Below are 26,774 nucleotides of genomic sequence, written 5' to 3'. Positions count from 1 at the left end.
ATACAGAATCTGCAAATGCTCGATAAGCTTAGGCGAGTGTCCGGCGGACACCAGAACGACTCCAAAGACCGCCAGTGCGCTCGCTTCAAGGCGGTGCAACTCGAATTAATCCCATCGCGGTCGAGGTACATCCCGACGATCTCTGAGTTCTGATCGGTCAGAGTGATCCGGGGGGGGCAATGTCTAATCAGAACGCGAGAATGGAAAGCGGAGTCGTGAGCTGGCGTTGGTACGAGAGACTGGTTCTGTTTTGTATGGGAGCTGCCGTGGGCGGATATCTATTTTGCTTCGTCTTGGCGGTAAAGCTAAACTCGTCTAGTCGGCCAGCTATTCCTCAACCAGAGCTAGGGTTCACGTACCTAATTAAGGTCAAGCATAGCAGAGATACCGTATACGTCACTTACTTCGAGTACGTGGCCAGCACCGATGGATATTTTGCGACTTTGGGCTTCGGATTCATCAGCGCTCTATGTGGTTACTTTCTGGGAATCAGCGACAAGTCTCGCAGTTATTCAGGGATGATTCAGGCATCCTGCGCCTGTGCGGTCTCACTAATACTCATCTACTTGGCTTGGCACGAGAAGTTTCTGCAGTGATCTAGCATTTGCGATTGTATTTGAGGTAGGGGCAAGGAGGAGCGAAATGGCTACCGAGAATGGTGATCTTGTATTGTCCGCTGACGGCCAGACGCTGTATAATCCAAACGGGACGCCTCAAGCCCCCATTACCGGCTTCCTGATAACCGCTTCGGGATCGATACCGTGGTTGCCGTGGCCATTTAATCAAATTGGCGGTTCAGTCACTATTACCTCTGACGGCGGCCTTTTTGTTGGCGGTGGTGGGGGTTGGAGCGCGACGCCCTTCTCGTTCGCTGCAGGATTCACTCATACTATTCCGCCCAGCGAGTTTGCCAACGAAGGCGGCTGGATGGCCGGCGCAGTTGTTGTCGTTGGCGGTAACATTCCGGAAAGTGGAGGTGGCTTTATCGGCATTGGCTCACCTCAGGCCGGAGGCGGCTACTCAGTTCCGCTTCATGGTGAGCCATTTCCAGTTGGATTTACGGAAGACGGAAATCCGATCCGTCTTATGACCGCGCCAACAGGTGAATATCAGATCAGAGTCGTAGACGATTTTGGAAAAGACATCCCACCCGGACCCGTCACTGACTTCAATGGAAATGTTTTCAGCATAGGTGCTGCAGGATTGCCTATCAAGACGGCGCCCGATGGCTCCGTTGAGACAGGGTTGATGCTAGATCGACAGCTGCTGTTTCATCCCGAGGTCGTCTGGTTTCCGAGCGATAGCTGGCAGGTTGGTGCTGTTGTTTCGTCCGGCCTTGTGCCCACTTACAACATTGGCGCGGCGATTCAGCAAGAAGCCGACAGAATTGACTCTATCAACCAATTAGCCGCTGCCACATGGCTGCGTCCGTCTTCCTTCGAGACAGACACGGGTCTATCGCTGTCGTCATCTGGTGAAGTTGGGAGTCCGGGAGGAGGTGGCGCATTTGGCGGAGCCGGTGCCAGTGGAAGCTGGGGATTTGACCGAAGCGCTTTCGGCGTTGCTGAGCAGTACATGTACGGCTCAAACGATGGTCTCGGTGCGATTGGTTACAATGGTGCCCTTGGTATCGCCAATCAGTATCTCATGGATCCAACTACTGCGGCCAGCCTGTTCAACTACGTTCAGCCGTATGGCGAAACCAATAGGACCGCAGACAGTGTTAACCGGTATGCAAATAATGTGGTCAGCGATGCCGACTTGGCTGATATTCCAAAGTTGCAAGGCAACGAGAAACTATCAGAATTCGCCGACAGCCAGCTCGAACAGGAGTTGCAAGGCGCAATAAACGATATCCAAAGCGTCAACGACGTAATCGCCCAGTATTACGACGGCATTTCGAATTCATCCCAGATCGATCCTTGGGAGACCTCGACTCGGTTGACGTTCGACAATGGCCTTGATGGCAGGGCTCCAGACATCGTCGACTGGCAAGAGGCGGCTCCTATCGATTTAGGTGGTGCGGGTGGCTGGGGTGGCTTCGATTGGCCTGGTGGCGGTGCATCGGGATGGCCGGGAGGCGGCGGGTCCGGATGGCCCGGCACCGGAGGCGGTTCGGGTTGGCCCGGTACGGGCGGTGGCTCTGGATGGCCGGGCACCGGCGGTTCTGGGTGGCCAAGCGGCGGTTATCCCGTCGTTCTCGATCTGACCGGGCAGGGCATCCATGTCACGCCGCGCGGGGCGTCGAATCAGTATTTCAACATGGCCGGCGACGGTTATCAGCATGCGACGGCCTGGGCCGGTGCAGGCAATGGCGTCCTGGTGCTCGACCTCAACGGCAATGGCGTGATCGACCAGGCCAACCAGGTCAACTTCACGCTGTGGGATCCAACGGCGACCTCCGACATGGAGGCGCTGCTCGACGTGTTCGACACGAACCACGATGGCAAGCTCAATGCCGGAGATGCCGACTGGACCAAGTTCAAGGTCCTGGTCACGAACGCCGACGGCACGACGCAGCTCGAGACCTTGCAGCAACTCGGGATCGCCTCGATCGATCTCACTGCCAACAATCAAAAGCGGCAGCTGTCTGACGGCTCGTCGATCAACGGCACGACCACCTACACGAGGGCGGACGGTACCACGGGTACAGCCGCCGATGTGACCTTTGCGTACGATGCGACCGGCTACCGGGTCGTCAAGACGGTGACTGCAGGTGCCGATGGCTCGACGACGATTGACAACAAAGCCTACAGTACTGCCGGCGCGTTGGCGCAGGAGACCATCAGCACGACCAGCGCCGATGGAACGTCGGTCACGATCCGTCATGACCACAACGGTGACGGTGTCGTTGATGGAACCGAGACCGATGCGACGGCTCGCAATGCAGACGGCAGCACGACACTGACGGTTACCAATTTCCAGGGAGCCAGTCCTCATGTCCTGAGCAGAACGATCACGACAACGAGCGCTGATCTCAAAACGATCACGATCGACCGGGACACGACTGGGAGCGGGACGTTCGATCAGATCGAAAGTGACGTCTGGAATGCCGCCGGTGATCTCACCGTCACGGTCTCGAACCTCAACGCGGACGGATCCGTCCGAGCGAAGACCGTTTCGACAACGAGTGCCGACGGCCTTTCGAAAACGGTGCGGGTCGATTCCGCGGGAAGCGGCGTCTTTGATCTGATCGAGACTGATGTTACGGTGATAGGTTCCGACCGGAGCAGAACTGAGACGGTTACGGACAGCAATACCGATGGATCGCTGCGCCAGCAGACCGTCACGCTCACGAGCTCTGACCACCGAACCAAGACGAAACAGATCGATGCTGACGGCGATGGAACGTTTGACCTTGTAAGGCTCGATGCCATCGTCGTGAACGCGGATGGGAGCACCGTTTCGACCCAGCGTGAATCGAACGGAAATGGCTCGCTGCGAGACCAGGTTCTGACGACGCAGAGCGCGGACGGTCTGTCCAAGGTCACTCAGACCGATGCCGATGGCAATGGGGTGTTCGAAAAGACGACGATGGATGTCACCGTCGTCAATAACGACGGCAGCCGCACGGAGACTGTGACCAGCCGAAGTGCGGACAGCTCCCTGCGCGCCAAGACTGTGACGACCCGTAGCCAGGATAGCAAGACGTTCACCGCCCAGGCCGACACCAATGGCGACGGTGCTTGGGACGCGGTTGAGGCTGTTGTCCTGAACGCGAGTGGGGCGAGCGTCGATACAGCGTCATCGTACAATCATGACGGCTCTCTGCGGTCTCGGACGGTGACGACGACGAGCGCAGATGGCCGATCTGTCACCACGCTGGCCGATGTGGACGGAGATGGAACCACAGACCGCACTCGGACCGACGTGGCGGTGCTCAACCCCGGAGGGGGCAGCACCGAGACGATTGCCGACTTCAGCGCCAATGGCACTTTGCTCGATCGCACCGTCATCACGATCAGTGCCGACGGCCTGTCGAAGACTACGCAGTCCGATCCGACGGGGGCGGGCTCTTTCCTTCGCACCGTTGCTGATGTCACGGTGGTGGGGGCAGACGGCAGCAGCACGGAGACCGTGACGACGACGAATGGCAACGGCTCGTTGCGCGCCAAGACGGTGACGGCCACGAGCTCGGATCGGCGCACAATCTCCCAGCAGATCGATGCGGACGGTGACGGCCATGTCGACCAGACGGTCACCAAGGTTTTGAATGCCGACGGCAGCTCGACAGCGACCGTTGCCGACTACGCTGCGACGGGTGCGCTGCTCGATCGAACAGTGGTGACAACGAGTGCGAACGGCCTGTCGGTGACCACGCAGAAGGACTCGACCGGTACGGGCGCATTCAACCAGAGCCGCACCGACGTCACGGTCTTGAACAGCGACGGCAGCAGGACGGAGACGGTCAGCGACTTCAGTGCGAACGGCACACTCATTGACAAGACCGTCGTCACAAAGAGCGCGAACGGTCTGTCGACGACCACCCAGCAGGACAGCACGGGAAGCGGGACCTTCGACCGGCGGCGTACTGATGTCGTCACGTTGAACGCCGATGGCAGCACCACGGAGACGATCGCCGATTTCACGGCAAACGGAACGCTGCTGGACAAGGCGGTGGTGACCAAGAGCGCGAGCGGATTGTCCGTCACGACCAAGACGGATAGGGCGGGATCCGGAATCTTCGACCAAAGCCGCATGGATGTCACGGTGCTGAACGCCGACGGCAGCAGGACCGAGACCGTGAGCGACTTCAGCGCGAGCGGCGCGCTGCTCGACAAGCGGGTGGTGACCACGTCCGCCGACGGCAGTTCGGTCACGACATCGTTTGATGCCAACAACGACGGACGATGGGATTCGGTTGAGACAGTTGCCCTGAACGCGAGCGGGGCGAGCGTCGATACGGCGTCATTGTACAATCATGACGGCTCTCTGCGGTCTCGGACGGTGACGACGACGAGCGCGGTTGGCCGGTCGGTCACCACGCTGGCCGATGTGGACGGCGATGGACCCACGGATCGTACCCGCACCGACGTGACGGTGCTCAACGCCGGAGGGGGCAGCACCGAGACGATTGCCGACTTCAGCGCCAGCGGCACCTTGCTCGATCGCGCCGTCATCACGATCAGTGCCGACGGCTTGTCCAAGACTACGCAGTCCGATCCGACGGGGGCGGGCTCTTTCCTTCGCACCGAGGCTGATGTCACGGTGGTGGGAGCGGACGGCAGCAGCACGGAGACCGTGACGACAGCGAATGGCAACAGCTCGTTGCGTGCCAAAATGGTGACGACCACGAGCTCGGATCGGCGCACGATCTCCCAGCAGATCGATGCGGACGGTGACGGCCATGTCGACCAGACGGTCACGAAGGTTCTGAATGCCGACGGCAGCTCGACAGCGACCGTTGCCGACTACGCTGCGACGGGTGCGCTGCTCGATCGAACAGTGGTGACAACGAGTGCGAACGGCCTGTCGGTGACCACGCAGCAGGACTCGACCGGTACGGGCACATTCAACCAGAGCCGCACCGATGTCACGGTCTTGAACGACGACGGCAGCAGGACGGAGACGGTCAGCGATTTCAGTGCGAACGGCACACTCATTGACAAGACCGTCGTCACGAAGAGCGCGAACGGCCTGTCGACGACCACCCAGCAGGACAGCACGGGAAGCGGGGCCTTCGACCGGCGGCGTACTGATGTCGTCACGTTGAACGCCGATGGCAGCACCACGGAGACGATAGCCGATTTCGCGGCAAACGGAACGCTGCTGGACAAGGCGATGGTGACCAAGAGCGCGAGCGGATTGTCCGTCACGACCAAGACGGATGGGGCGGGATCCGGAATCTTCGACCAAACCCGCACGGATGTCACGGTGCTGAACGCCGACGGCAGCAGGACCGAGACCGTGAGCGACTTCAGCGCGAGCGGCGCGCTGCTCGACAAGAGGGTGGTGACCACGTCCGCAGACGGGAGTTCGGTCACGACATCGTTCGATACCGACGGTGATGGCAGGGCGGACCAGACCGAGGTCGATCTCCGCGCGGCGAACGGCGCCGTGGTCAAGACCTTGTCGGATTACGCGGCCAATGGCGTGCTAAAGGACCGCTTGACCGTGACGACCAGCGCCAGTGGTCTGTCTGTAGCATCGCAGTACGACAGCAACGGCGATGGGATCGTCGACAAGACTAGGACCGATGTCACGGTGCTGAATGCCGACGGCAGCCGGACCGAGACCATCACCAATCTGAACGCCAGCGGCGGCCTGATTGACAGGGCGGTCATCACGACGAGTGCCAACGGCCTGTCCAAGACGACACAGGAGGACGTGACAGGGTCAGGAAGCGTCAGCCTGATCGAGACCGATGTAACGGTGTTGGGTGCCGACGGCAGCAGCACGGAAACGGTGACCGATACGACCGGGACCGGCGTGCCTCGCCACAAGATTATCACGACGGTCAGTTCGGACGGACGAACAAAGTCGGTCAGCCGAGATGTCGACGGCGACGGAGTGACCGATCAATCCGTGACGACGGTCGTCAATGCCGATGGGAGCACCGTCTCGACGGTCGCCGACTTCAAATCCAACAATCTGTTGAAAGATCGCGCGGTTATCACGACCAGCGCAAACGGACTTTCGGTTACCACTCAGCGAGACTCGTCCGGGACCAATTCATTCGACCAAACCACGACTTATGTTACGGTCCTGAACGCAGACGGCAGCAAAACGGAAACCACGAGCAACTTCTCGGGCGCGACCTTGAAGGATCGCGTCATCACGTCATCGAGCGCCAACGGGCTGAGCAAGCTGACCCAATGGGACCTCAATGGCGACGGAACAGTGGATGAGACGCAAAGCAATGTCGCCGCTCTGAATGCAGATGGCAGCCGGGTCCAGACAACCTCCACTTTTGATGTTCATGGCGCGCTTGTGGGAAGCTTCGTCGAAACGACGAGCGCCAACGGCCTGTCAAAAACCACGCAGTGGATATCCGCCGGGGCAACTGGGAGCCAGACGCTGTCTGATGTCACTGTCCTCAACACCGATGGCAGCACTACGGAAACGGTGACCGCATCGGGCGAATCCGTCGTCGTTACGACGACGAGCGCGAACGGGCACCAGCAGACGATTTCCTACGATACCGATGCCGATGGCGTCGTCGATAAGACGCGGTCGATCATCGCCGTCAGCAACGCCGACGGTAGCAGCATTGAAACCGTCACGGAGAAGGACGGTCATGGCAATCTGATCGACCGCTCGATCAAGACCACGAGCGCAGATCACCGCGCCGTCACGACGCTGCGAGACGTCGACGGCGACGGGGTCGTCGATCAGGCGGAGACTGACACGACGGCGGTCGACGGGAGCGTGAACAAATTGATCACGGATCTCAGCTCGTCCGGTGCGATCCTTGACCGCACCATCATCGATGTCAGCGCCGATGGTCTGACGACAACCACCCGCTGGCAGTTCACCGGCTCGGGCGTCGTGGACCGGACCCGGACTGATGTGATTGTCAAGAACGCGGACGGAAGCGCGACCGAAATCGTGACGGATCGCAACAGCGACAATACCCTGTATCAACAGGGCGTCACGACGACGAGCGCGGATGGCAGATCGAAGACTCTGCAGGAGCAGACGCCCGGCCACTCCTATATGGATCGAACGGAGCAGACCACAATCAATGTGGACGGGAGTTCGGTCACGCTCGTCCAGAACCGAGATTCGGCCAACAATCTCGTGAGTCAGACCAGGACTTCGGTGAGCGCCGACGGCTTGACCAAGACCGTCGACGAAGACACGACCGGAACCAACAACTTCAACGGACATGCGACCACCGTTCGGAGAATCGACGGAAGCTCGGTGACAGATGCGACATCCGTAGATCCGACTACGCATGTCACGAAGCATGTCGTGACATCGATCAGTGCGGACGGACTGACCAAGACCATCAAGACGGACAGCACGAATTCGGGTTGGTTCGACTCGGTGGCAACTGAGGTGACGCGTATCGACGGTAGTGTCGTTACGACGACCGCCGAATTCGATTCGACTGGCGCAGTCAAATCAAAGGCTGTGGCGGAGACGAGCGCGAACGGAGCCGAGAAAGTCGCGCGCGTCAAGAATTACCAGGACGGGACAGAAACCTTAACGGTATGGGACGAGAGCGGTACACAGAATTGGAGCTCCGTCTCGACTACATACGCAGCCAATGGAAGCCTAAAGGCTCAGGCCGTCAAATATAGGGATGGAAGGTCGACGGCAACCATCTATGATACGGTGGGAGATCAGGCGTGGTCGATGCGTTCGGCAACGTATGATGCAGCCGGGGAAGTATTAAGCGCCTACACGCTGAATGATAATGGAACGGGTACGCGCGTCTTCTATGATCCGCAGAATGTTGCTGACTTCTCAACCGTAACCAACACATATAACGCTCAAGGAGCGCTAACGTACCAGCAGGGGACCTACGACAACGGATCGGGGTGGACTAATAACTATGGGAGCCCTGCCAGCGATGGCGGCACTCAGATAAATAGCGTGACGCCGGTCGGTGCGCCGATATATTCGATGTATGGTCAAATTACGGCGACTTCTGGTTCAACCTGGAAAGCCGGATCATCTTGGGTCGGTTATTCGGACAACTACGGAAACTGGACCTACATTTGGCAGGGCACGCTCGATCCCACAGGCTTTCTTCAAGAGTTGGGAAGCGTATGGGACTACGCGCGGGGAATCATCTACAGCGCGTCATCCTGGACTCTTCCGGCTAACCTGATCTGGCAGTCAGGCTCCCCGTCGTTGAGTGATGTTGCAGGTGAAACGTCGCAGTTGCTTGCGCAGGCGATCCCGGTATCGGCGGTCAGCGTGAAGTTGCCGGCGCAGTCTGGAAGCATGGGGTCCGAGTGGCGTCTCCTGCAGGCCGCCGACTATACCGGTGACGGCACCGCTGATCTTCTCTGGGTCCAGAACGGAGTTGGAAACGCCTCCCTCTGGACCATGGGCAACGGATCTCTTGTCAGTTCAGGCGCGACTCAGGGGCACATGGGCGCGGAGTGGACACCTCTTGCTGCCAATGGCGACTTCAATCACGACGGCAAGGCAGACATTGTTTGGACGAGCGCAGGTAGCGTCGCCATCTGGGAGATGAACGGGACGTCGTTGGCGACGTTCGCCACGCCGAGCGGCAAGATGGGGGCTGAATGGACGCTCAAGGGCCTTGGTGATTTCAATCGAGACGGCAATGCCGACCTTCTGTGGGTCAATACCTCGAACCAGGTCGAGCTTTGGTTCATGAACGGCGCGACGCTCGGAAATGCCGTCGTGTCGAGTGGCCAAATGGGGGCCGAGTGGAGTTTCGCCGGCGTCGGTAATTTTGAAGGAAGCGGGAAGAACGACATTCTCTGGGTTGGTACATCGGGAGCCGTTTCGACTTGGTCGATGAACGGGGCCGCTGTCACATCGGTGAAATCGATCGGCCAGATGCTTCCGACCTGGCGTGTTGCTGGAATTGGCGACATCAACAAGGACGGCAGTGACGATATTGTGTGGGTCGATCCGTCTAATAACGTCAAGATCTGGGAGATGAAGGGGGGGCAGATTGTCCAAGAGCTCCAGGTCACCGGGCAGATGGGGGCGGAATGGACGCTTGCCAGCGTGGGGGATGTTACGGGCGATGGCCGCGCGGATCTTGTTTGGGTCACTAATGGTACAACCTCCGTTTGGGATCTGAGTGGCTCGGGGACAGGCGTCGCATCCGGCATCGGTACCGCTAATGTTGTTGCGAACGCACTTACCGTTATTCAGACGGATGGGGCCACCAGTCTGACGCAGGTGGGAACCCACTACTTCTTGTATGATCGCGGCAATGGACCGGAGCTTAAGTATCAGGGTGCCGCGGTCTCGGTCGGCCAATTTGGCGCGACCGTAAATCCGATCGGGGCGACCGCTGTCAGCGGCGGTTATGACGTCGTCTGGAAGGATCTCAGCACCGGGCAGTATAACGGGTGGCTGGTGGACGGCTCTGGAAACTATGTGTCCCAGCTCACGCCTGGCTGGGTCGCAGGGACCAGTCGTGAGCTGCAACAGCTAGAGCTGGTCCTTCGTCAGGATCTCAATGGCGACGGGCAGATCTCACAGCCGTCTCAGACCATCCGCGCGAATGGGTCCACGCTTCTGGCGCAAGTTGGAAATCTATTCTTCCTCGACGATGCGAACTTCAACGGACTTCTGCTGCGCTATCAAGGCAACGCGGTCACGTCCGATCAGTTCGGTGCCGTCGCGCCGACAAATGTCGCAAAGGTCGCTGGCGGCTACGACGTCCTTTGGAAGCATACGGACACCGGAGCCTATGAGGTCTGGTCCGTGGATGGTGGCGGCAACTATGTATCGACGTTGACCGGGAGCGCAGCCTTGGCTCCCACCAATCCTCTGGTTCAGGAATACGAAAAGCTTTTCAACCAGGATATCGATGGCGACGGCCGTGTCGGGCCAGTCGCAACCACCGTCGAGGCGCTGGGATCAACGGCGCTGTTGAAGGTCGGTGACAACTTCATCCTCGAGTCGAACTCCGGAGCATCGCCAAATATTCTAAAATTCTCAGGCTCTCCGGCGAGCGCAAGCTACTTCGCTGGCCAGGGCTGGACTATCGTCGGCGCCGAGGCGATCGCAGGGGGGTACGAGGTCGCCTGGCGAAATGTGGGCGCCGGGCTGATCAACATCTGGAGCGTCGATAGCAGTGGCAACTACGTCGCTGGTCTGGCATCGGCGGCTCCCAGCAATGCCGCGGTCGAGCCGTACGAGTCTGTGTTTAATCAGGATCTCAATGGCGATGGTACGATCGGTCCGGTGGGGACGACAGTCGAGGCCCTCGGCTCGACCAAGTTGGTACAGGTTGGCGACAATTACGTCCTGACGTCGCTGTCGGGTGATGTGGCACGCGAGCTCATCTTCTCGGGTTCCGCGGCCAGTGCGAGCTACTTCACCAGTCAAGGCTGGGCGATCGTCGGTGCCGAGGCGATCACGGGCGGATATGAGGTGGCCTGGCGAAACGCTGGCGCCGGGCTCGTCAACATCTGGAAAGTCGACGGCGCCGGCAACTACGTCAGCGGTCTGGCATCAGCAGCTCCCAGCAATGCCGCCATCGAGCAGTACGAGCCGGTTTTTCACCAGGACTTTAACGGAGATGGTGCGATCGGTGCGGTGGGGACGACGATCGAGTCCGTCGGGTCAACCAAGCTGGTGCAGGTCGGCGATAATTATGTCCTCACCTCCCCGTCCGGCGACGTGGCACGCGAGCTGGTTTACTCGGGCTCCGCGGTGAGTGCGAGCAATATGACCGGCCAGGGCTGGAGCGTTATCGGAGCCGAGGCGGTAACCGGCGGGTATCTCGTCGCGTGGCGAAACGCCGTCGCGGGGGTGATGACCATCTGGAGTGTTGACGGTAGCGGCAACTATGTCAGCAATCCCATTCCGGCGGTGGCTCCCAGTAATGTCGCCCTGGAGCAATATGAACCGGTCTTCCATCAGGATCTTAACGGAGATGGTACAGTTGGTCCGATAGGGACGACGATCGAGGCGATCGGGTCAACAAGGTTGGTGCAGGTTGGCGATAATTATGTCCTGACCTCCCCATCCGGCGACGTGGCACGCGAGCTGTTTTACTCAGGCTCCGCAGTGAGTGCGAGCAACATGACCGGTCAGGGGTGGAGCGTGACCGGAGCGGAAGCGGTGAACGGCGGGTATCTCGTCGCCTGGCGAAACGCCGGCGCGGGGGTGATGACGATCTGGGCCGTCGACGGTAGCGGCAACTATGTCAGCAATCCCATTCCGGCGGTGGCTCCCAGTAATGCCGCCCTGGAGCAATATGAACCGGTCTTCCATCAGGACCTCAACGGGGACGGTACAATTGGTCCGGTCGGCACAACAATAGAGGCTCTCGGCTCAACAAAGGTGGTACAGGTTGGCGACAATTACGTCATCCAGTCCAACGCTATCGACGCCGCTCGCGAATTGCAGTTCTCCGGAGCGCCAGCCAGCGCCAGCTACTTTGCTGGTCAAGGCTGGGCGCTGATCGGTGCCGAGGCGGTCGCCGGCGGGTACAAGGTTGCTTGGAAGAATGCCGGAGCAGGTCTCATCAATATCTGGGATGTCGACAGCAATGGCAGTTACGCCGGATCGCTGGTCTCGGCAGCTCCGAGCAGTATTGCGATCAAGTCGGCTGAAACAACCTTCCAGCAAGATCTCAACGGCGATGGTGCGATTGGCGCAACAGGGTCTGTGATCGAAGCACAAGGTGCAACGAGCCTCGTCCAGGTCGGCGACAACGTGCTGCTCAAATCCAACGCCACGAGCGCAACCCAGGTGCTTCAATTCTCGGGAACGGCCGCCAGCCTGAGCTACTTCGCAGGGCAGGGCTGGACATTGGTCGGAGCCGAGGCGGTCGCCGGCGGCTATGACGTGGTTTGGAAGAACGCGAACGCGGGGATCTATGACATCTGGAGCGTGGACTCGAACGGCAACTATGTCGGCGGCCTGTTGCCGATTGCTCAACCCAAGGATCCGCTGCTCGAAAGCTTCGAGGTGACCCTCCAGCAGGACATCAATGGCGACGGCATTGTCGGGCTCGACCCTGCCAAGTCGCTGTGGACTGGCGATGTCGTCTTGGCCCAGCTTGGGAACGGATACGGGCTCTACAACCTGACGGCTGCAGGGACGAACCCGAGCGGCATCACTCTTCGCTACCAGGGCGCGGCCGTTTCACTTGGCCAATTCGGAGCCAACGTCTCTGCGATAGGTGCCGTCGCCGTCGTAGGAGGCTATGAGGTTCTGTGGAAGGACAGCAGTGCCGGCACTTACGGAGCTTGGTATGTGGACAGCGGCGGCAACTATGTGTCGATGCTCAATGGCAATAGTTTCCTCTCTGGATCGAACCCGGAGATCGAGTCGTTCGAGCTGGTGTTCAGGCAAGATATCAACCAGGACGGAGTGCTGGGAACGGCGAACTCGGTGATTGAGGCCAGCACTTATCAGTATATTTCGCTGCCCCAGGTGATTCAGGCGGCCGTGATCGATCCTGGAGCATCCCTGGAGCTCTCTGGTGGCGACTCCAGCACCGTTGCGTTCAAAGCAGCGTCTGGCAGGTTGATCCTTGATCATTCGGACCAGTTCACCGGGCAAATTCTAGGCTTTAGCGGCGACGGAACGTTGGCGCATTCCAACGCTATCGATCTGCGCGACATGGCGTTCAGTTCGGCCACCGAGACGTACAACGGAAACTCAGCCGGCGGAATCCTGACCGTCAGTGACGGAATCGGGCATGTGGCACAGCTATCGCTGATCGGCGACTATACGAGCTCCGCGTTCAACTTGATAAGCGACGGAGCCGGCGGGACGTTGGTCGTCGACCCTCCGATTGGTGCCGTGGCTGGCCCCTCTGCCTCGATCGGAGCGCAGATGACTGGAACAGTGTCTCAAGACTTTGGAGTTGAGGGAACGCTTGCTCGGCTGATCCAAGCTATGGCGACGATGTCAGGCCCATCCGCCGCGTTCGATAATCCATCGGGGGCTCAGATTGCCGATGCTGCCACGGTCCAGTCGAGCTTGGCGGCTGCTTGGCGCGGTCAGGTCTAGGCCCGGGAGGAGTTCAAGCCTGCGGAGGTCAATCGGCGTCATCGCAGTCAATCCAGCCACGAAAAATCGCAAGATCCCGGTCTTCCAACAATCGGGATCTTGCCTGGGTTCTTGGGCTCGCGCAGTGGTGGCCCGAGAGCGGGCTCGTCGGTCAGGCTTAGATCAGCAAGGGATCGGTAACCATCAGCCGGCGTAGCCGCGCAACTGCGTCGGCCTCCAATCCACGGTTCCAGAGGAACTCGTAGGACGCACCGTAGCTAACCTGATACGGACCGGCGAAGATCCTTATTCCTCAAAGGGGATTGACGGACACTCTCTCCGCCAGCTGCACGATTTTCTACGCCAAACTGCGCTGTGGCGGGCCTTCGATAGGCGGCGTCCACTCGTTGCATGGCGGAACTCGAACGTTCGGCTTGGGGCGAGCCAATTCCCGTCCTCAACGGAAGGCTCAACTTCCCTGTTTGCTTCCTCGATCCAGACGGTCTTCCCCCAAGGTTGCCAATGGGTCGGATCGACCGGCGCAACCTTGTTGGAGTGACCGTGCGGCCAGCCGTTTGGCAGTCGTCGGCGGGGGAAATCGAGGAGTGAACTTCGCCATGCTCGATCAGGCTAAGAGAGGTCTTGGCCGAAGGGCGCGGTGTTGATGGCGACAGCCGGCAGGGAGTCAATTTGTAGGTGCCATTCCGGGGCCTACGCAGGCTTGCGGTGGTGCGCTCTCTATTTCCAAGCCGGGGATGGCAGCCTTCATGGTATTTCGCTCACCACGGCGCATCTTCAGCCGTCCAGCACTTCCTGGACTGCCTCAAATATGTCGTCTGCCGTCCCTTCGATCTTGCAATCAGCCCAGGCTTGGTAAGCCTTGGCATAAACCAACTTTTCGGCGCCTGGATCGATCATCGAGACCATCTCATCTCTGGATTCGCTCAGAGTAAGGGCTTTCACCTCCATGGCAATCGCAGTGATGAACCTCACGCGGCCTTCGTGCTCGTCGAAAACATTCGCGGTCATGAGCGCTTCTCCGTATGACGGTCGGCTTGGCGACTCCTGCTCATGCCGCACGCCGAAATGATCGGTGCTGGCCTATTTGTGCAGTTGCGAGCTACGACCGCGGCTGTTGCGGTTGTTCCTTTGGCCGCTCGCTCTTGCATGCGAAACAGACCGAACGTGCAACTTGAGTTCCGTTGATGGCTAACCGTTCGTGGACGTGAGGGGTCCTCATCGTACATGACTCGCAATATGCCTGCGGCAATCGCAACGCAATTTCTCTTGAAGTGTCCACGAATCATCCCCCGTTCCCACAACATTCACTTCCCTCCTCCTTGGGGCGACTTTGAAGACAACCAGCGCGAGGAGTCGTACGCTATCGTACGGACTTTGGACGTGGCGGGCCTGCGGCAGCACGACGTCGAGCGAAACGGCGCGGCGGCCGCCGTGCTTCAGATCCCCGCGCGGATCAGTCCTCGTAGCTGTCGATGACCGCGTCAGCAATCGTACGCTTGGTGACGATGCCGACGATGTCATTCACCCGCGGGCGGGAGCCGCCCTGGAAGACGATGGCGGCACCGGCGCCGTGGCGCTTGAGTCTCGCAAACACCAGGCTCAGGAGGTCCTGATCGCGACAAATGACCATCCGCCGTTCGGCAAAGGTTTCGACAAACAGGTCAGGGTTGGTTTGAGATTCCATCCACAGACCCGAACGCGGCGGAATTAGCCCCACGATCCGGCCATCCCGCTCGACGACGATGGCTCGAGCGTCATCGGTATCTTCCGCGGGCAAGGCTTGCTTCAGCGTTGTGCCGGCCCTGGCTACGATAAAGCGACGCTCCATGATGTCTTGCGCCTGCTTAACCAGGTAAAGATTGATATGCCGCTCCTTGGGGATACGGTGGCCGCGATGACGCAGCTTGACCGTGTAGATCGTCTCATTGACGAGCGCGCGCCTTACGCCGGCAGCCAGCGCCACCGCGACGATCACCGGCACAATGATCGCGTAGTCACGCGTCATCTCGAACACCATGACGATGGCCGTCATCACACCGCCGGTTCCCGCGCCGACCATGGCCGCCATTCCAACGATAGCGGCCGAGGACGGCGTCAGCCCGGAATGAGGCAAGATCGAACTGGTCCCGGTCGCAAATGCCGCGCCAAGAGTGGCGCCAAGATAGAGCGAGGGAGAGAAGATCCCGCCTGAGGCCCCGCAGCCAAGGCTGACGGTGGTGGCGAGCAGCTTCAGCGCGAATAGCAGCGCAAGAAGACCCGTCGCGGTCATCTGGTGGTCTAGGATGTCCTGAATGACCGAATAGCCAACCCCATCGACGTAGGAATGGCCGAACGCGTGACTGAGTCCCACCATCATCAGGCCGATCACAGCCATGCCCACGATGTTTTGGACGTACTCGTTTCCGGACAGTTTCGAAAATCCATCCTCCATGAAAACGAGCAGCCGAATGAACGACCAGGCTGCTGCGCCGCACAGCACTCCAAGCAGGACGAACGCAACCGCCTCCTGCGGATTGAACGACGCAACCATGGGAAATTGAACGTCCGGCACCGCAAAGGCCGGGTCCGGGCCGATGAGAATTCGCCCGATCGTCGTCGCAGCGCCCGTCGCCACGACGACGGGAAGGAAGGTGCGGTTCGACACTTCCGGCAGGAGAATTTCGAGGGCGAACAGCACACCGCCAAGCGGCGTGTTGAACGTTGCGGCGATGCCCGCGCCGGCGCCCGCGGACAACAGCGTTATCTTCTGCCGCGTGGAGAGTCCGATGAATTGAGAGAAGGCCGAACCAAGCGCCGAGCCGATCTGGATGATCGGCCCCTCGCGCCCGACGGCGGCGCCGCTACCGATCGATATTGCGGAGGCCAGCGCCTTGATCACGGCGACCGTGCCGCGGATATTGCCGCGCTTGTAGAAGATCGCATCCATCACTTCGGGGACGCCGTGTCCCTTTGCTTCGGGAGCAAAGCGCCTCACGAGAAAAACGACAATCAGGCCCCCGACCATCGGGGACAACAGAACGAAGTCGCCAAAGCGGCTGGGACCCTCGCTGATATTGGCGTCGTAAACGAAACTGAGTCTGCCATTGTAAGAGACGTTGTGCACGAAGCCGATCAGGGCGCGGAACACAACCGCGCCTAGTCCAGTCATCACCCCGATAACCAAGGCGAGGCCACAAAGAACTAGCAGGCTCACCCGCCGTTCCTCCAGCAGCGATTTGCGGCCGCCGGCTGCGATCGCTTTGATATTGTCGGAAGTCAGTCCTGTGGGCATCCGGGTCACACGAAATGGCTCAAGGTGGGGATCGCAAGATACGGACTGGTCGGCCAGAAAAGCGTTCCGGACGCCGTCCGCACTGGGCAACAGGGACTTGGACGGCTTTGACGCAGAGTGCAGCGTCAGGGCAAGTGCTAATCGATCGCCCTTCTGCTGAACAATGGCCAACTATACTGCGGAAGTTCCAAGGAATCTGTGATGTCGCGCCCGATAGCGAGCCTGGCCAGGCCGGGAAGAGCAAACGCTTTGACCACCAAGTTGCGGAATCGCAGCCCGAACTCTGTCTTCGGTGCAAAAGCACCGGCAAAGCGCTCGGCCCCGCGCTGCTTGGCATTGATGTAGCTTCGCAACAATGTTTCGTATCTCCGAAATGCGAGTTGATACTGCCCGTCTGCAGCTGCGAGTTCACCGGCAAGGACGTAAGCCGAGATCATTGCCAGCGCCGAGCCCTGCCCGGCCAGCAGCGAGACGCAGAATGCCGCGTCTCCCACCAGCGCGATGCGGCCGTGGGACCAGTTTTGCATCCGGATCTGACTGACGCTGTCGAAATAGAGCGACTCAGTTTGCTCGAGTTCGGCCAGAATCTTGCAGCATTCCCAGCCATCGTGCCGATAGAGGTCGTCGAGGAGCGCCTTCTGGGCATCCATCGTGGTGGGCAACTCCTCTCTCGTCGAAAGGAAAACAAACAGAAACAGCGTGCGATCGTCGCGCAACGTGAAACGACCGAGCATCCGGCCCGGTCGTCCGTACATCAGATAAATATCCTCGTCGCGAGGGCGATAGCCGCGCGCCTCGAACGCCGCGACGGCATGGCCCAGGTGCTTTTCGAACCTGGATTGCGGTCCGAAGGCGAGTGCGCGCGTACGCGAATGCAATCCGTCCGCGCCAATCACGAGATCGAATCGTCGTTCACGCTCGCGCTCGAACCGGACCCGGACGCAATCCGCCTGCTCTTCCAAGGCGACGATCGTATCGCCGAAGATGCTTTCGACCTGTCCCTGTGATCTCTCAAACAGCAGCCGGGAAAGGTCGCTTCGTTGGAGCGTCACATAGCGCCCGGCAGTCAATTCCGAGAATATCGCTGCGCCGAATCCGGCAACGGACCGGCCCCCGCCGTCTACAATGCGCATCTCCCGCATATGATAACCGACGCGATTGATGTCGCCGAGCAGACCCATGCGCTCCGCGAGATCATAGCCAAGCCCCCAAAAGTCGATGACATAGCCACCTTGGCGCAAGGCCGGGGCCCGCTCAACGAGCGTCGGCTCGAAATCGGCCGCCTTCAACCAATATGCGAGCGCAGGCCCCGCGATCCCGGCGCCGGAAATCAAGGCGGTTCTCATGAGGTGGACCAACTTCGCTGATCGAGCGTCCTGTTGCACGTTGGTAACGCATGGACAAATTTTACAGGCTATCAGCAACAGCGCTTATAGGATGCAAAGTGGAATAGTCGGTACGCTATCGTACGCAGTACAGCGGAGCTTGGTGTGGTTGGCCGCTCCTGGCTCTGTTCTTCGATGGATCATCGAGATGGAGCAGCAGCGGCGCGCTGGCGGTGGCACGGGCGACCATGCCGCTCGTGTTCTACGACAAGGCGGCGTCTGCCAAAGCGTCGGCGCAGATCGCGTTGCCGCTCAATCTGCTGTCGGCCGTCTGGGCGCCTGTCCTGGCTGCGCTGCTCACCAGCTATGGCGGCAACGCGTCGCCGGGGTGACCTTCGCTTGCTCCTCCGTCGCCCCGCTCATGCTGTTGCTGCTTCGCCGGCGGCGACCGGCGCACGTCATGGCCGGCACGTGGTCCGAGCCCCCTCATCGGTGACGGGACGCAATTCCGAAACAGCGGGGCTCGTGCGGCTCGAATGCTCTAAAACCAGCACTGTGGCGCGTGTCGCGCGCCCTCTCCTGTAGTGCCCTCGCCCAGAAATGCCCCCCGTCATCGCCGATCCCTCCCTCCTGCGCGTCCTGATCGTCCTCGCCGTCACGCAGCTCATCGCCTGGGGCACGCTCAGCCTGCCAGCGGTGATCGGCCGGGCCATGGCGGCGGATCTGGAGATGGACCTCACGGCGATCTTCGCCAGCACGACCGTGCTGTACATGTCGATGGGGCTGTGCTCGCCGCTGCTGGCGCGGCCGTTCGTGAAGCAGGGCGGCCGACGCGTCATGATCGCTGGCACGGTGCTGGCCGCACCCGGCTATGCGCTGCTGTCGGCCGCGCAGGGGCCGCTGACCTATTATGCGGCGTGGCTGCTGCTCGGCATCGCCGGCAGCGCCACGCTCTCGACCGCCTCCTACATCGTGCTCAACGAGATCGCCGGCCTGCGTGCGCGCAGCGCCATCGGGGCGCTGATGCTGGTCACGGGCCTGTCGAGCAGCATCTTCTGGCCGGTCACCTCGGCGCTCTCGGCACATATCGGCTGGCGCAGCACCTGTCTCGTCTATGCCGGCCTGCTGCTCTTGATCTCGCTGCCGCTGTTCGTGTTCCTGCTGCCGCGGCGCGTCCGCGATCATCTGCCGCCGGCATCGGATGCGGCGACGCCGGCTCCCGCATCGCCACCGTCGCGCGGCACGTTCTATCTGCTGGTCGGCGCCTCCGGCCTCAACGCCTTCGTCGCGTTCGGGATGGGAGCGGTTCTGATCGAACTGCTGAAGGCCGAAGGCCTCTCGGCGGCCGAGGCGGTCGGGTTCGGCTCGATGCTGGGCGTGATCCAGATCAGCGCCCGCGCCATCGATTTTCTCGGCGGCGGCCGCTGGGACGGCATCACCACCGCGATCGTCGCCGGCCTGGCGCTGCCGGTGGCGATGCTGCTGCTGATGCTGAGCGACGGGTCGCACGGCGCGATCGGCGGCTTCATCCTGATCTACGGCCTCGGCAGCGGCGCGCTCGCCGTGGCGCGGGCCACCATGCCGCTGGTGTTCTACGACAAGGCGGCGTTCGCCAAGGCGTCCGCCCAGATCGGACTGCCGCTCAACCTATTGTCCGCGGTGTCGGCGCCCATCCTTGTCGAACTCCTGACCCGCTACGGCAGCAACGCGCCGCTGGCGCTGAGCCTGGCCTGCTCATGCGCGGCCGTGGTCATCCTGCTGCTGCTGCGGCGGCGCCGTCCGATGCGCGCGGTGGTCTCGTCCTGAGGCGTTCGACCGAGTCCCCCGTCGGGCCGGCCACGGGCTCGGCCGGGAGCGCCGGGCCGCGGGACAGGCCGCATCCGTCCTGCGCCAAAACACGAAGTTCGTTCGTTGCGTCAACGACATCGCCGCGGCCGCGCCCGTCTGCGCAAATTTTGCTCTTTCGTTTTATCGGAATTTGTGGTTCTCTATCGCCGTCCCGCCTCATCGACGAGGGGCGCTGCGCATCGTCAGCAGCGTTGGGGTCGGATGTGATGGACGGGCAGGCGCCGACTGACGAGCGGCGCCGGCGCGGACGGTCAAGTCGCATGGTCCTGGCATCCCGACGCTGATGCCTGCGTGGCGTGCCTTCGGCGCGTCGTCGCAAACGGGGGCAAGAACGCCGGTCCCCGGGGAGAGTGCGAAGCAGCCGTAACACCATTGCGCAGGGAAGGCCGGGCAAATCCGGCTGAACCTGTGGTTCCTGCCCCGTGCATTCTTTCCGCACGGGGGCCGCAGGAATCAGCCGATGCCTGGTCTTCCCTGCGCCCTCGATGACGTGAGGGCTTCGCTGCACAAAGCTCGGGCGCCCGACGCGTCGCGACGACGAAACTCCGTGGGAACTCGACACCTGACCCATCGGAACTGGCAGGGAACCGGCCGTCCCCTTGGACGATACCTCTGATATCGCATGTTAATTCGAGCGATCGCCACCCCAGGTCGCGTTGGTTGTTCTCTGGCATGGGTTCGCGTGAGTGGACATGACTCGTCCAAAAACTAATTAGTTCGCCGGTGTTCGGGCGGCACGGATAGCAAACCATTAATGTACGGTTGGTATCGTGCATACAGTCCACGCAACGAGAACCAGAAAATGCGACACCTGACTGTCTATCAGCGTCTCGCGGCGATCATCGCCGTGATGTCGATCGCACTGTTCGCCGTCTCCGCCATGCAGATCATGATGCTGCGCGGAACCGTTCTCGAGGAGCGGCAGACCATGGTCCGCAACCTCGTCGAGTCCGCCGTCAAGGTGCTGAGCTATTATGACGCCGCGGCGACAGCCGGCAAGATGGCGCCGGAGCAGGCGCGGCAGCAGGCCTACGCCGCGATCGGCGCCATGCGCTGGGGACAATACAACGACTATCTCGGCGTCTACGGAACCGGATCGTCGGATGCGGGCGTGACCTATGTCCACGCCAACCCGAAATACATCAACGTCAACCGCTGGGACTTCAAGGATTCCACCGGCAAGCTCCTGATCCAGGACATCGTCCGCATGGCGCGCGCCGGCGGTGGATTCGTCGAGTACAAGGTGCCGCGTGCCGGGGGCACGACCGAGCTGCCGAAGATGTCCTATGTCGGCGCCTATGGCAGCGGCGAAAAGATGCTGGCGATCCAGGCCGGCGTGTATGTCGACGACGTCGATGCGGTCGTCTATCAGCGCGCGATGTGGGCCGGCTTCGGCGCGCTTGCCGGTCTGCTGGTCGCCGCGATCGTCGCCTTCTGGCTCGGACGCAGCGTCGTCGTTCCGCTCGACCGCACCTGCGCCGTGATGGACGAGCTGAGCAAGGGCAATCTGAGCTTCGAGGTGCCGTTCACCGATCGCCGGAACGAGATCGGCCGCATGGCGCGCAGCCTGCAGATCTTCAAGGAGCATCTCGCTGAGAGCGAGCGGCTCCGGGCCGAGCAGGAGCAGTCCAAGCAGCAGGCCGCCGAGGAGCGCCGTACGGTGCTGGTGCGGATCGCCGACGAGTTCGAACGCTCGATCGGGGGCGTGATCCAGACCACCGCGACCGCCGCCGGCGAGCTGCAGACCTCGGCACAGTCGATGTCGAGCATCGTCTCCGGCACCACCGACCAGAGCGCGAAGGTGGCCGCGGCCGCCGAGCAGACCGCCAAGAACGTGCAGACGGTGTCGGCCTCCGCCGAGCAACTGTCGTCATCGATCCAGGAGATCGCCAAGCAGGTCACGCAGTCGTCGTCGATCGCCCAGAACGCGGTCGGGCAGGCGACGCGGACGGAGGCGATGGTCGACCGGCTGGTCCACGCGTCGCAGAAGATCGGCGAGGTCATGGCGCTGATCCAGACCATCGCCGGCCAGACCAACCTGCTGGCGCTGAACGCCACCATCGAATCGGCCCGTGCCGGCGAGGCCGGCAAGGGCTTCGCGGTGGTCGCCAACGAGGTCAAGGCGCTGTCGGCGCAGACCGCCAAGGCGACCGAGGAGATCACCAGCCAGATCGAAGCCATCCGCGACGCCACCGGCTCCACCGTCAACGCCATCCGCGAGATCGGCGCGACCATCGGCCAGATGAACGAGATCACCGACGCGATCGCGGCCGCGGTCGAGGAGCAGGGCGCGGCGACCAAGGAAATCGCCCGCAGCGTGCAGCAGGCGGCGCAGGGCACCCAGGGCGTCATGCAGCACATCGTCGGCGTGCGCGAGGCATCCGGCCAGGTCGGCGCCGCGGCGGCGCAGGTGCTGAGCGCAGCCTCCCAGCTCGGCAGTCAGTCGGATCAGCTCAAGACCCAGACCGGACGATTCCTCGGCAACGTCCGCGCGGCGTGACGCCGGCGGCGGATGGTGACAGCTCACCCTCCGCCGATCGCCACGAGACGGTCGAGCAGTGCGGCCTGGGCCGGATTGATCCGGACCCTCGCCTCGGCGAGGTCGAACCAGGCGGCGCGGTCGACCTCGGGAAAACGCTGGAGACGGCCGCTGCGCGGCGGCCATTCGAGCTCGAATGCGTTGCTGGTGATGCCGCCGGCATCGAGATCGGTCTCGGCGGCGAATGCCTCGACCACCTTGCCGCCGCGCTGCTTGATCTCGCCGAGCGGGACGAGCGGCACCGTCAGCGCGGTGCCAAGCTCCTCGGCGAATTCGCGCCGCGCCACCGCCTCGGCCGCCTCGTCGGCGCCGAACTCGCCCTTCGGGATCGACCAGGCGCCCGCATCCTTGTTGCGCCAGAACGGTCCGCCGGGATGCACCAGCAGTACTTCCAATCGGTCGGCGGTCCTGCGAAACGCGAGCACGCCCGCGCTGCGCGCCGGCATGCCGCTACGCCTCGCCGGTGCGCTGGATGAGGTCGCGCTCCCAGCCGAACACCGAGCGGCCGTCGAGCTCGGGCGAGGCGGCGCGCTCGGTGGCGATGAAGGCGTCGAGCGAGGGGCCGGTCGCGCTGCGCTCAAGCCGGCGCGCCTGGTCGTCGAGCCGCTTCAGCGCCGACAGCGCCTCGTCGCGGCCGAGCCTGGCGTTGCCGACGGCGGATTTGAGCACGCGGATGGTCTCGTCATAGACCTTGATCGGCACCGGATAGGGATGACGATCCTTACCGCCATGCGCCAGCGAGAACCGCGCCGGATCGCTGAATCGATAGGGCGCGCCGTGCACGACCTCGGCGACCATGGCGAGCGAGCGCACGGTGCGGGCGCCGACGCCCGGCGTCAGCAGCAGGTCGGGAAAGTCGACCGGACCGCGCTCGGCTGCGGCCGCGAGCGTGCCGTGCAGTCGGCGGGCGAACACGTCCTTCGGCCTGACGTCGTGATGCGCAGGCATGACCAGATGCGGCAGGACGCCCTGCGCCGGCTCCGGCGTGCTCAGCCGTTCGAACTCGGTGACGACGCGGTCGGGGCCAAGCTCGGTGAGCAGTTCGAGCTGGGCGTTGCGCGACGGCGCGGCGCGCTTGTCGGTGAGGTTGACGATCTCGCCCTGGACGGGACCATCGATGGCGCTGTGTGGCGCGTCGACGAAGCTCGCAAGCTCGCGCGAGTGCCAATGGTAGCGCCGGGCCTGGCGGGTGCCGCCATTCATGCCCTGCTGCACCACGGTCCATTTGCCGTCCGCAGTGACGAAGAAGCCGTGCAGATAGAGGTCGAAGCCGTCCTGCACCGCGGCGCTGTCGACCTTGGCGACCAGCTTGCTGGTCCGCACCAGCTCCTCGCCGTCGAGGCCGAGCCGGTCGCTGAGCAGGCGCAGCTCGTCGGGCGTCTTGCGCGAGTGTTCGCCGCGGCCGCCGCAGACGTAGATGCCGAGCTCGCCGGACAGCGGCTTCAGTCCGCGCTTCAGCGCGCCGATCACGCTGGTGGTGATGCCGGAGGAATGCCAGTCCATGCCCATCACGGCGCCGAACGACTGGAACCAGAACGGATGCGACATCCGCGCCAGGAATTCGTCGCGGCCGTAATGATGCACGATCGCCTGGGTGATGATGGCGCCAAGCGAGGCCATGCGCATGCCGAGCCAGGCCGGCACGCGTCCGGAATGGAGCGGAAGATCGGCGCTGCCGGTACGTCGGGCCATCGGAACCTTGCAGAGGAGGCGTGTCGCACCAATCTAACAGAAGGCGCGCCGATGCGCGATCGATCCGATGTCGGGCGGACTTTGGCGTTAGCCGGTCTGCCCGAGATGGGCGATCCAGTTCCTGAACAGCGTCTGTGCAGCGCTTTCGGCGGCGAGGTCAGGCCGCAGCGTCAACCCCGGAAGCTCGGCCGCCAGCGTCGGGTCGCGCCTTTCCTTGGCCCGCCACTCGAACGCGTTGAGCACCGCCTCGCTCTCGGCGCTGAAGTAGGATTTCGGCAGCCGCGGATAGTCGTCGCGCTGACCGGCGAGAAACCGCGCGATGTCGCGCATGTATTCGCGCTGTAGGGAGAGCGCGTCATATTCGGGATGGCCCTGGAAGAACACGAACCGGCTTGGCATCGAGCGCGCGAAGATGTCGACGCCGACCTCGTCAGACCGGGTCAGGATGTCGTAGCCGCGCTCCGCCAGCAGCGGCTCGTTGACGGCGTTGAGGCGGGAGTGCGGCACTTGGAGCGGCAAATGGATGCCGTGCGTGAGCCAGTCGTCCTGGACCTTCTCGCAGTCGAAGATGCCGGAGCATTTGCTCGCCAGCCGCTGCCGCTCGATGTCGTCGAGATGCAGCACGGCCGCGTGGGCCGCGAGACAGGACCAGATCGTCGAGCGGGTGTTGGTTCTGGCCCAGTCGATGACCGAGGTGAGGTCCGACCAATAAGGCTCGTCGCGCAAGGTCGCGGCGACGGGCTCGGCGCCGGTCACGATCAGGCCGTCGATGCCGAGTCGGTCGATCGATCCGATGTCGGCGTAGGACTGGTCGACGTGGTGTCTTGCCGTCTGCGAGCGCAAGATCGATGGCAGCGAGAAGCAGTGCAGGCGGATGCGGACATGCCGCGGCGCGCATTCTTGCAGCAGGCGCGCGATCTGGAGATCGGTCGCCTTCAGGGCGCTGTCCGGCATGTTGTTGACGAGGCCGATCGACAGCTCGACCGGGCGCCGTCCGCTGTCATCGAATTCGGCGGGCGCGAGGGCAGGGCTCGCGATCCTGCGATGTCGGTCGAACAGCAGGGTCATCGGCTGATCGCTCTACTCCGCCGCATCCAATTGACGCGGGCGAGGGCAGGCCTGGGCGAGCGCCTGGTCGAGATCCTCGATGATGTCGCTGACATGCTCGATGCCGATCGACAGCCGGATCGTCTCGGGCAGGACGCCCGCCTTGCGCTGGTCGTCCGGCGACATCTGCCGATGCGTGGTCGATGCCGGATGGCAGGCCAGCGACTTCGCATCGCCGATATTGACCAGCCGCGTGACCAGCTTCAGGGCGTCGTAGAACGCTTTGCCCGCCTCCATGCCGCCCTTGATCCCGAACGTGAACAGCGACGACGCGCGGCCGTCGAGATATTTCTGGACGAGGGGATAGTAGCGGCTGTCGGCGAAGCCGGCGTAGTTGACCCATGCCACGCGCGGATCGTTGCGGAGGAATTCGGCGACCTTGCGCGCATTCTCGACGTGGCGCTCCATGCGCAGAGCGACCGTCTCGATACCCTGCAGCAGCAGGAAGGCATTGAACGGCGACAGCACCGCGCCCATGGTGCGCTGATAGACGCTGCGCGCGCGCTGGATGTAGGCGCTGCGGCCGAAATGATCAGCGTAGACCATCCCGTGATAGGACGCATCGGGCTGGGTAAAGGCGGGAAAGCGGTCGGCGTGATCCTTCCAGGGGAAGTTGCCGCTGTCGACCAGCATGCCACCCAGCGTCGTGCCATGGCCGCCGAGAAATTTGGTCAGCGAATGCACCGCGATGTCGGCGCCGTAGTCGAACGGCCGCAGCAGGATCGGTGTCGCGACGGTGTTGTCGACGATCAGTGGCACGCCGTTGCGGTGCGCGACCTTCGCCAGCGCCTCGATATCGCAGACATTGCCGGCGGGGTTGCCGATCGTCTCCGCGAACACCGCCTTGGTGTTGTCGTCGATGAGACGCTCGATGGCGTCGGGCGCATCGCTGTCGGCAAAGCGTCCAGTGATGCCCTGACGCGGCAGGATGTGACCGAGCAGCGTGTGCGTGGTGCCGTAGAGCTGCGGCACCGAGACGATGTTGCCGCCGCCATCGGCGAGGTTGACGAATGCAAAGTGGAGCGCCGCCTGTCCGGTGCCGACGGCGAGCGCGCCGACGCCGCCCTCGAGCTCGCTGACGCGCTTCTCGAGCACCGCCGTGGTCGGATTGGAGATCCGGCTGTAGCGATAGCCCTCGGCTTCGAGATTGAACAGCGCGGCGCCGTGGTCGGCGCTGTCGAAGGCGTAGGCGGCGGTCTGATAGATCGGAACCGCGACGGCCTTGGTGGTCGCCTCCGGCTCATAGCCGGCGTGGATTGCAATCGTCTCGTTGCGCATCGGCGATCTCCCCGCTCGCTTCGATCAATGCGGCGAGCTGCTCGTATTCCGCGAGTGGTGCCGTTGTAGGAGCGCAGGCGTA

General features: G+C 62.2%; 10 protein-coding genes and 1 pseudogene. 4 read left to right on the top strand and 7 right to left on the bottom strand.

Going from position 1 to position 26,774, the window contains the following annotated elements; translation table 11 throughout:
• The first annotated feature begins 642 nt into the window (after nt 1–642).
• The gene (locus ACQR10_RS00575) at nt 643–13,632 is read left to right on the top strand and encodes an FG-GAP-like repeat-containing protein (RefSeq protein ID WP_316215248.1); all 12,990 of its coding nucleotides are present in this window, start codon (nt 643–645) and stop codon (nt 13,630–13,632) included.
• Between the two features lie 774 nt (nt 13,633–14,406).
• Here the strand turns inward: ACQR10_RS00575 and ACQR10_RS00570 are convergent.
• The 3 genes from ACQR10_RS00570 to ACQR10_RS00560 form a co-directional block, all read right to left on the bottom strand.
• Entirely contained in the window at nt 14,407–14,640 is a 234-nt protein-coding gene (locus tag ACQR10_RS00570; RefSeq protein ID WP_316215247.1) for a hypothetical protein, read from the bottom strand.
• A gap of 445 nt (nt 14,641–15,085) precedes the next feature.
• Nucleotides 15,086–17,074 carry a chloride channel protein gene (locus ACQR10_RS00565; protein WP_316215246.1) on the bottom strand — a complete coding sequence of 663 codons (1,989 nt, stop codon included), beginning with the start codon at nt 17,072–17,074 and terminating at the stop codon, nt 15,086–15,088.
• Nucleotides 17,041–18,237 carry an FAD-binding domain gene (locus ACQR10_RS00560; RefSeq protein WP_316215245.1) on the bottom strand — a complete coding sequence of 399 codons (1,197 nt, stop codon included), beginning with the start codon at nt 18,235–18,237 and terminating at the stop codon, nt 17,041–17,043. The genes ACQR10_RS00565 and ACQR10_RS00560 overlap by 34 nt, the downstream gene beginning before the upstream one ends.
• 209 nt (nt 18,238–18,446) lie before the next feature.
• Between ACQR10_RS00560 and ACQR10_RS00555 the strand changes: the two are divergent.
• The 3 genes and pseudogenes from ACQR10_RS00555 to ACQR10_RS00545 all read left to right on the top strand — a co-directional run.
• Nucleotides 18,447–18,724: pseudogene (locus tag ACQR10_RS00555) on the top strand (MFS transporter); the annotation flags it as partial.
• Between the two features lie 104 nt (nt 18,725–18,828).
• On the top strand, nt 18,829–20,034 hold the full coding sequence (locus ACQR10_RS00550; RefSeq protein WP_316215244.1) for an MFS transporter: 1,206 nt from the start codon (nt 18,829–18,831) through the stop codon (nt 20,032–20,034).
• An 844-nt stretch (nt 20,035–20,878) separates the two neighbouring features.
• Nucleotides 20,879–22,576, top strand: coding sequence for a methyl-accepting chemotaxis protein (locus tag ACQR10_RS00545; protein WP_316215243.1), 1,698 nt, complete (start codon nt 20,879–20,881; stop codon nt 22,574–22,576).
• A 23-nt stretch (nt 22,577–22,599) separates the two neighbouring features.
• Here ACQR10_RS00545 and ACQR10_RS00540 read toward each other — a convergent pair whose 3' ends face one another.
• The 4 genes from ACQR10_RS00540 to ACQR10_RS00525 form a co-directional block, all read right to left on the bottom strand.
• The gene (locus ACQR10_RS00540) at nt 22,600–23,061 is read right to left on the bottom strand and encodes an NUDIX domain-containing protein (RefSeq protein ID WP_316215242.1); all 462 of its coding nucleotides are present in this window, start codon (nt 23,059–23,061) and stop codon (nt 22,600–22,602) included.
• 4 nt (nt 23,062–23,065) lie between these two features.
• Nucleotides 23,066–24,307: a DUF763 domain-containing protein gene (locus ACQR10_RS00535; RefSeq protein WP_316179328.1), complete on the bottom strand. Its 1,242-nt coding sequence runs from the start codon at nt 24,305–24,307 to the stop codon at nt 23,066–23,068.
• Nucleotides 24,308–24,394: 87 nt separating this feature from the next.
• Entirely contained in the window at nt 24,395–25,375 is a 981-nt protein-coding gene (gene metA / locus ACQR10_RS00530) for a homoserine O-succinyltransferase MetA (RefSeq protein ID WP_316215241.1), read from the bottom strand.
• 12 nt (nt 25,376–25,387) lie between these two features.
• Nucleotides 25,388–26,692 carry an O-acetylhomoserine aminocarboxypropyltransferase/cysteine synthase family protein gene (locus ACQR10_RS00525; RefSeq protein ID WP_316215240.1) on the bottom strand — a complete coding sequence of 435 codons (1,305 nt, stop codon included), beginning with the start codon at nt 26,690–26,692 and terminating at the stop codon, nt 25,388–25,390.
• Nucleotides 26,693–26,774: the final 82 nt, after the last annotated feature.

The organism is Bradyrhizobium sp. HKCCYLRH2060 (genome assembly GCF_051168135.1).
Taxonomy (GTDB): Bacteria; Pseudomonadota; Alphaproteobacteria; order Rhizobiales; family Xanthobacteraceae; genus Bradyrhizobium.
This window is presented reverse-complemented; position numbering and strand designations above follow the sequence as displayed.

What these genes read in the sequence shown, in the direction of transcription:
- ACQR10_RS00575 (WP_316215248.1), top strand. Translation starts at nt 643, where the DNA reads ATGGCTACCGAGAATGGTGATCTTGTATTGTCCGCTGACGGCCAGACG.
- ACQR10_RS00570 (WP_316215247.1), bottom strand. Translation starts at nt 14,640, where the DNA reads ATGACCGCGAATGTTTTCGACGAGCACGAAGGCCGCGTGAGGTTCATC.
- ACQR10_RS00550 (WP_316215244.1), top strand. Translation starts at nt 18,829, where the DNA reads ATGCCCCCCGTCATCGCCGATCCCTCCCTCCTGCGCGTCCTGATCGTC.
- ACQR10_RS00545 (WP_316215243.1), top strand. Translation starts at nt 20,879, where the DNA reads ATGCGACACCTGACTGTCTATCAGCGTCTCGCGGCGATCATCGCCGTG.
- ACQR10_RS00540 (WP_316215242.1), bottom strand. Translation starts at nt 23,061, where the DNA reads ATGCCGGCGCGCAGCGCGGGCGTGCTCGCGTTTCGCAGGACCGCCGAC.
- ACQR10_RS00535 (WP_316179328.1), bottom strand. Translation starts at nt 24,307, where the DNA reads ATGGCCCGACGTACCGGCAGCGCCGATCTTCCGCTCCATTCCGGACGC.
- metA (WP_316215241.1), bottom strand. Translation starts at nt 25,375, where the DNA reads ATGACCCTGCTGTTCGACCGACATCGCAGGATCGCGAGCCCTGCCCTC.
- ACQR10_RS00525 (WP_316215240.1), bottom strand. Translation starts at nt 26,692, where the DNA reads ATGCGCAACGAGACGATTGCAATCCACGCCGGCTATGAGCCGGAGGCG.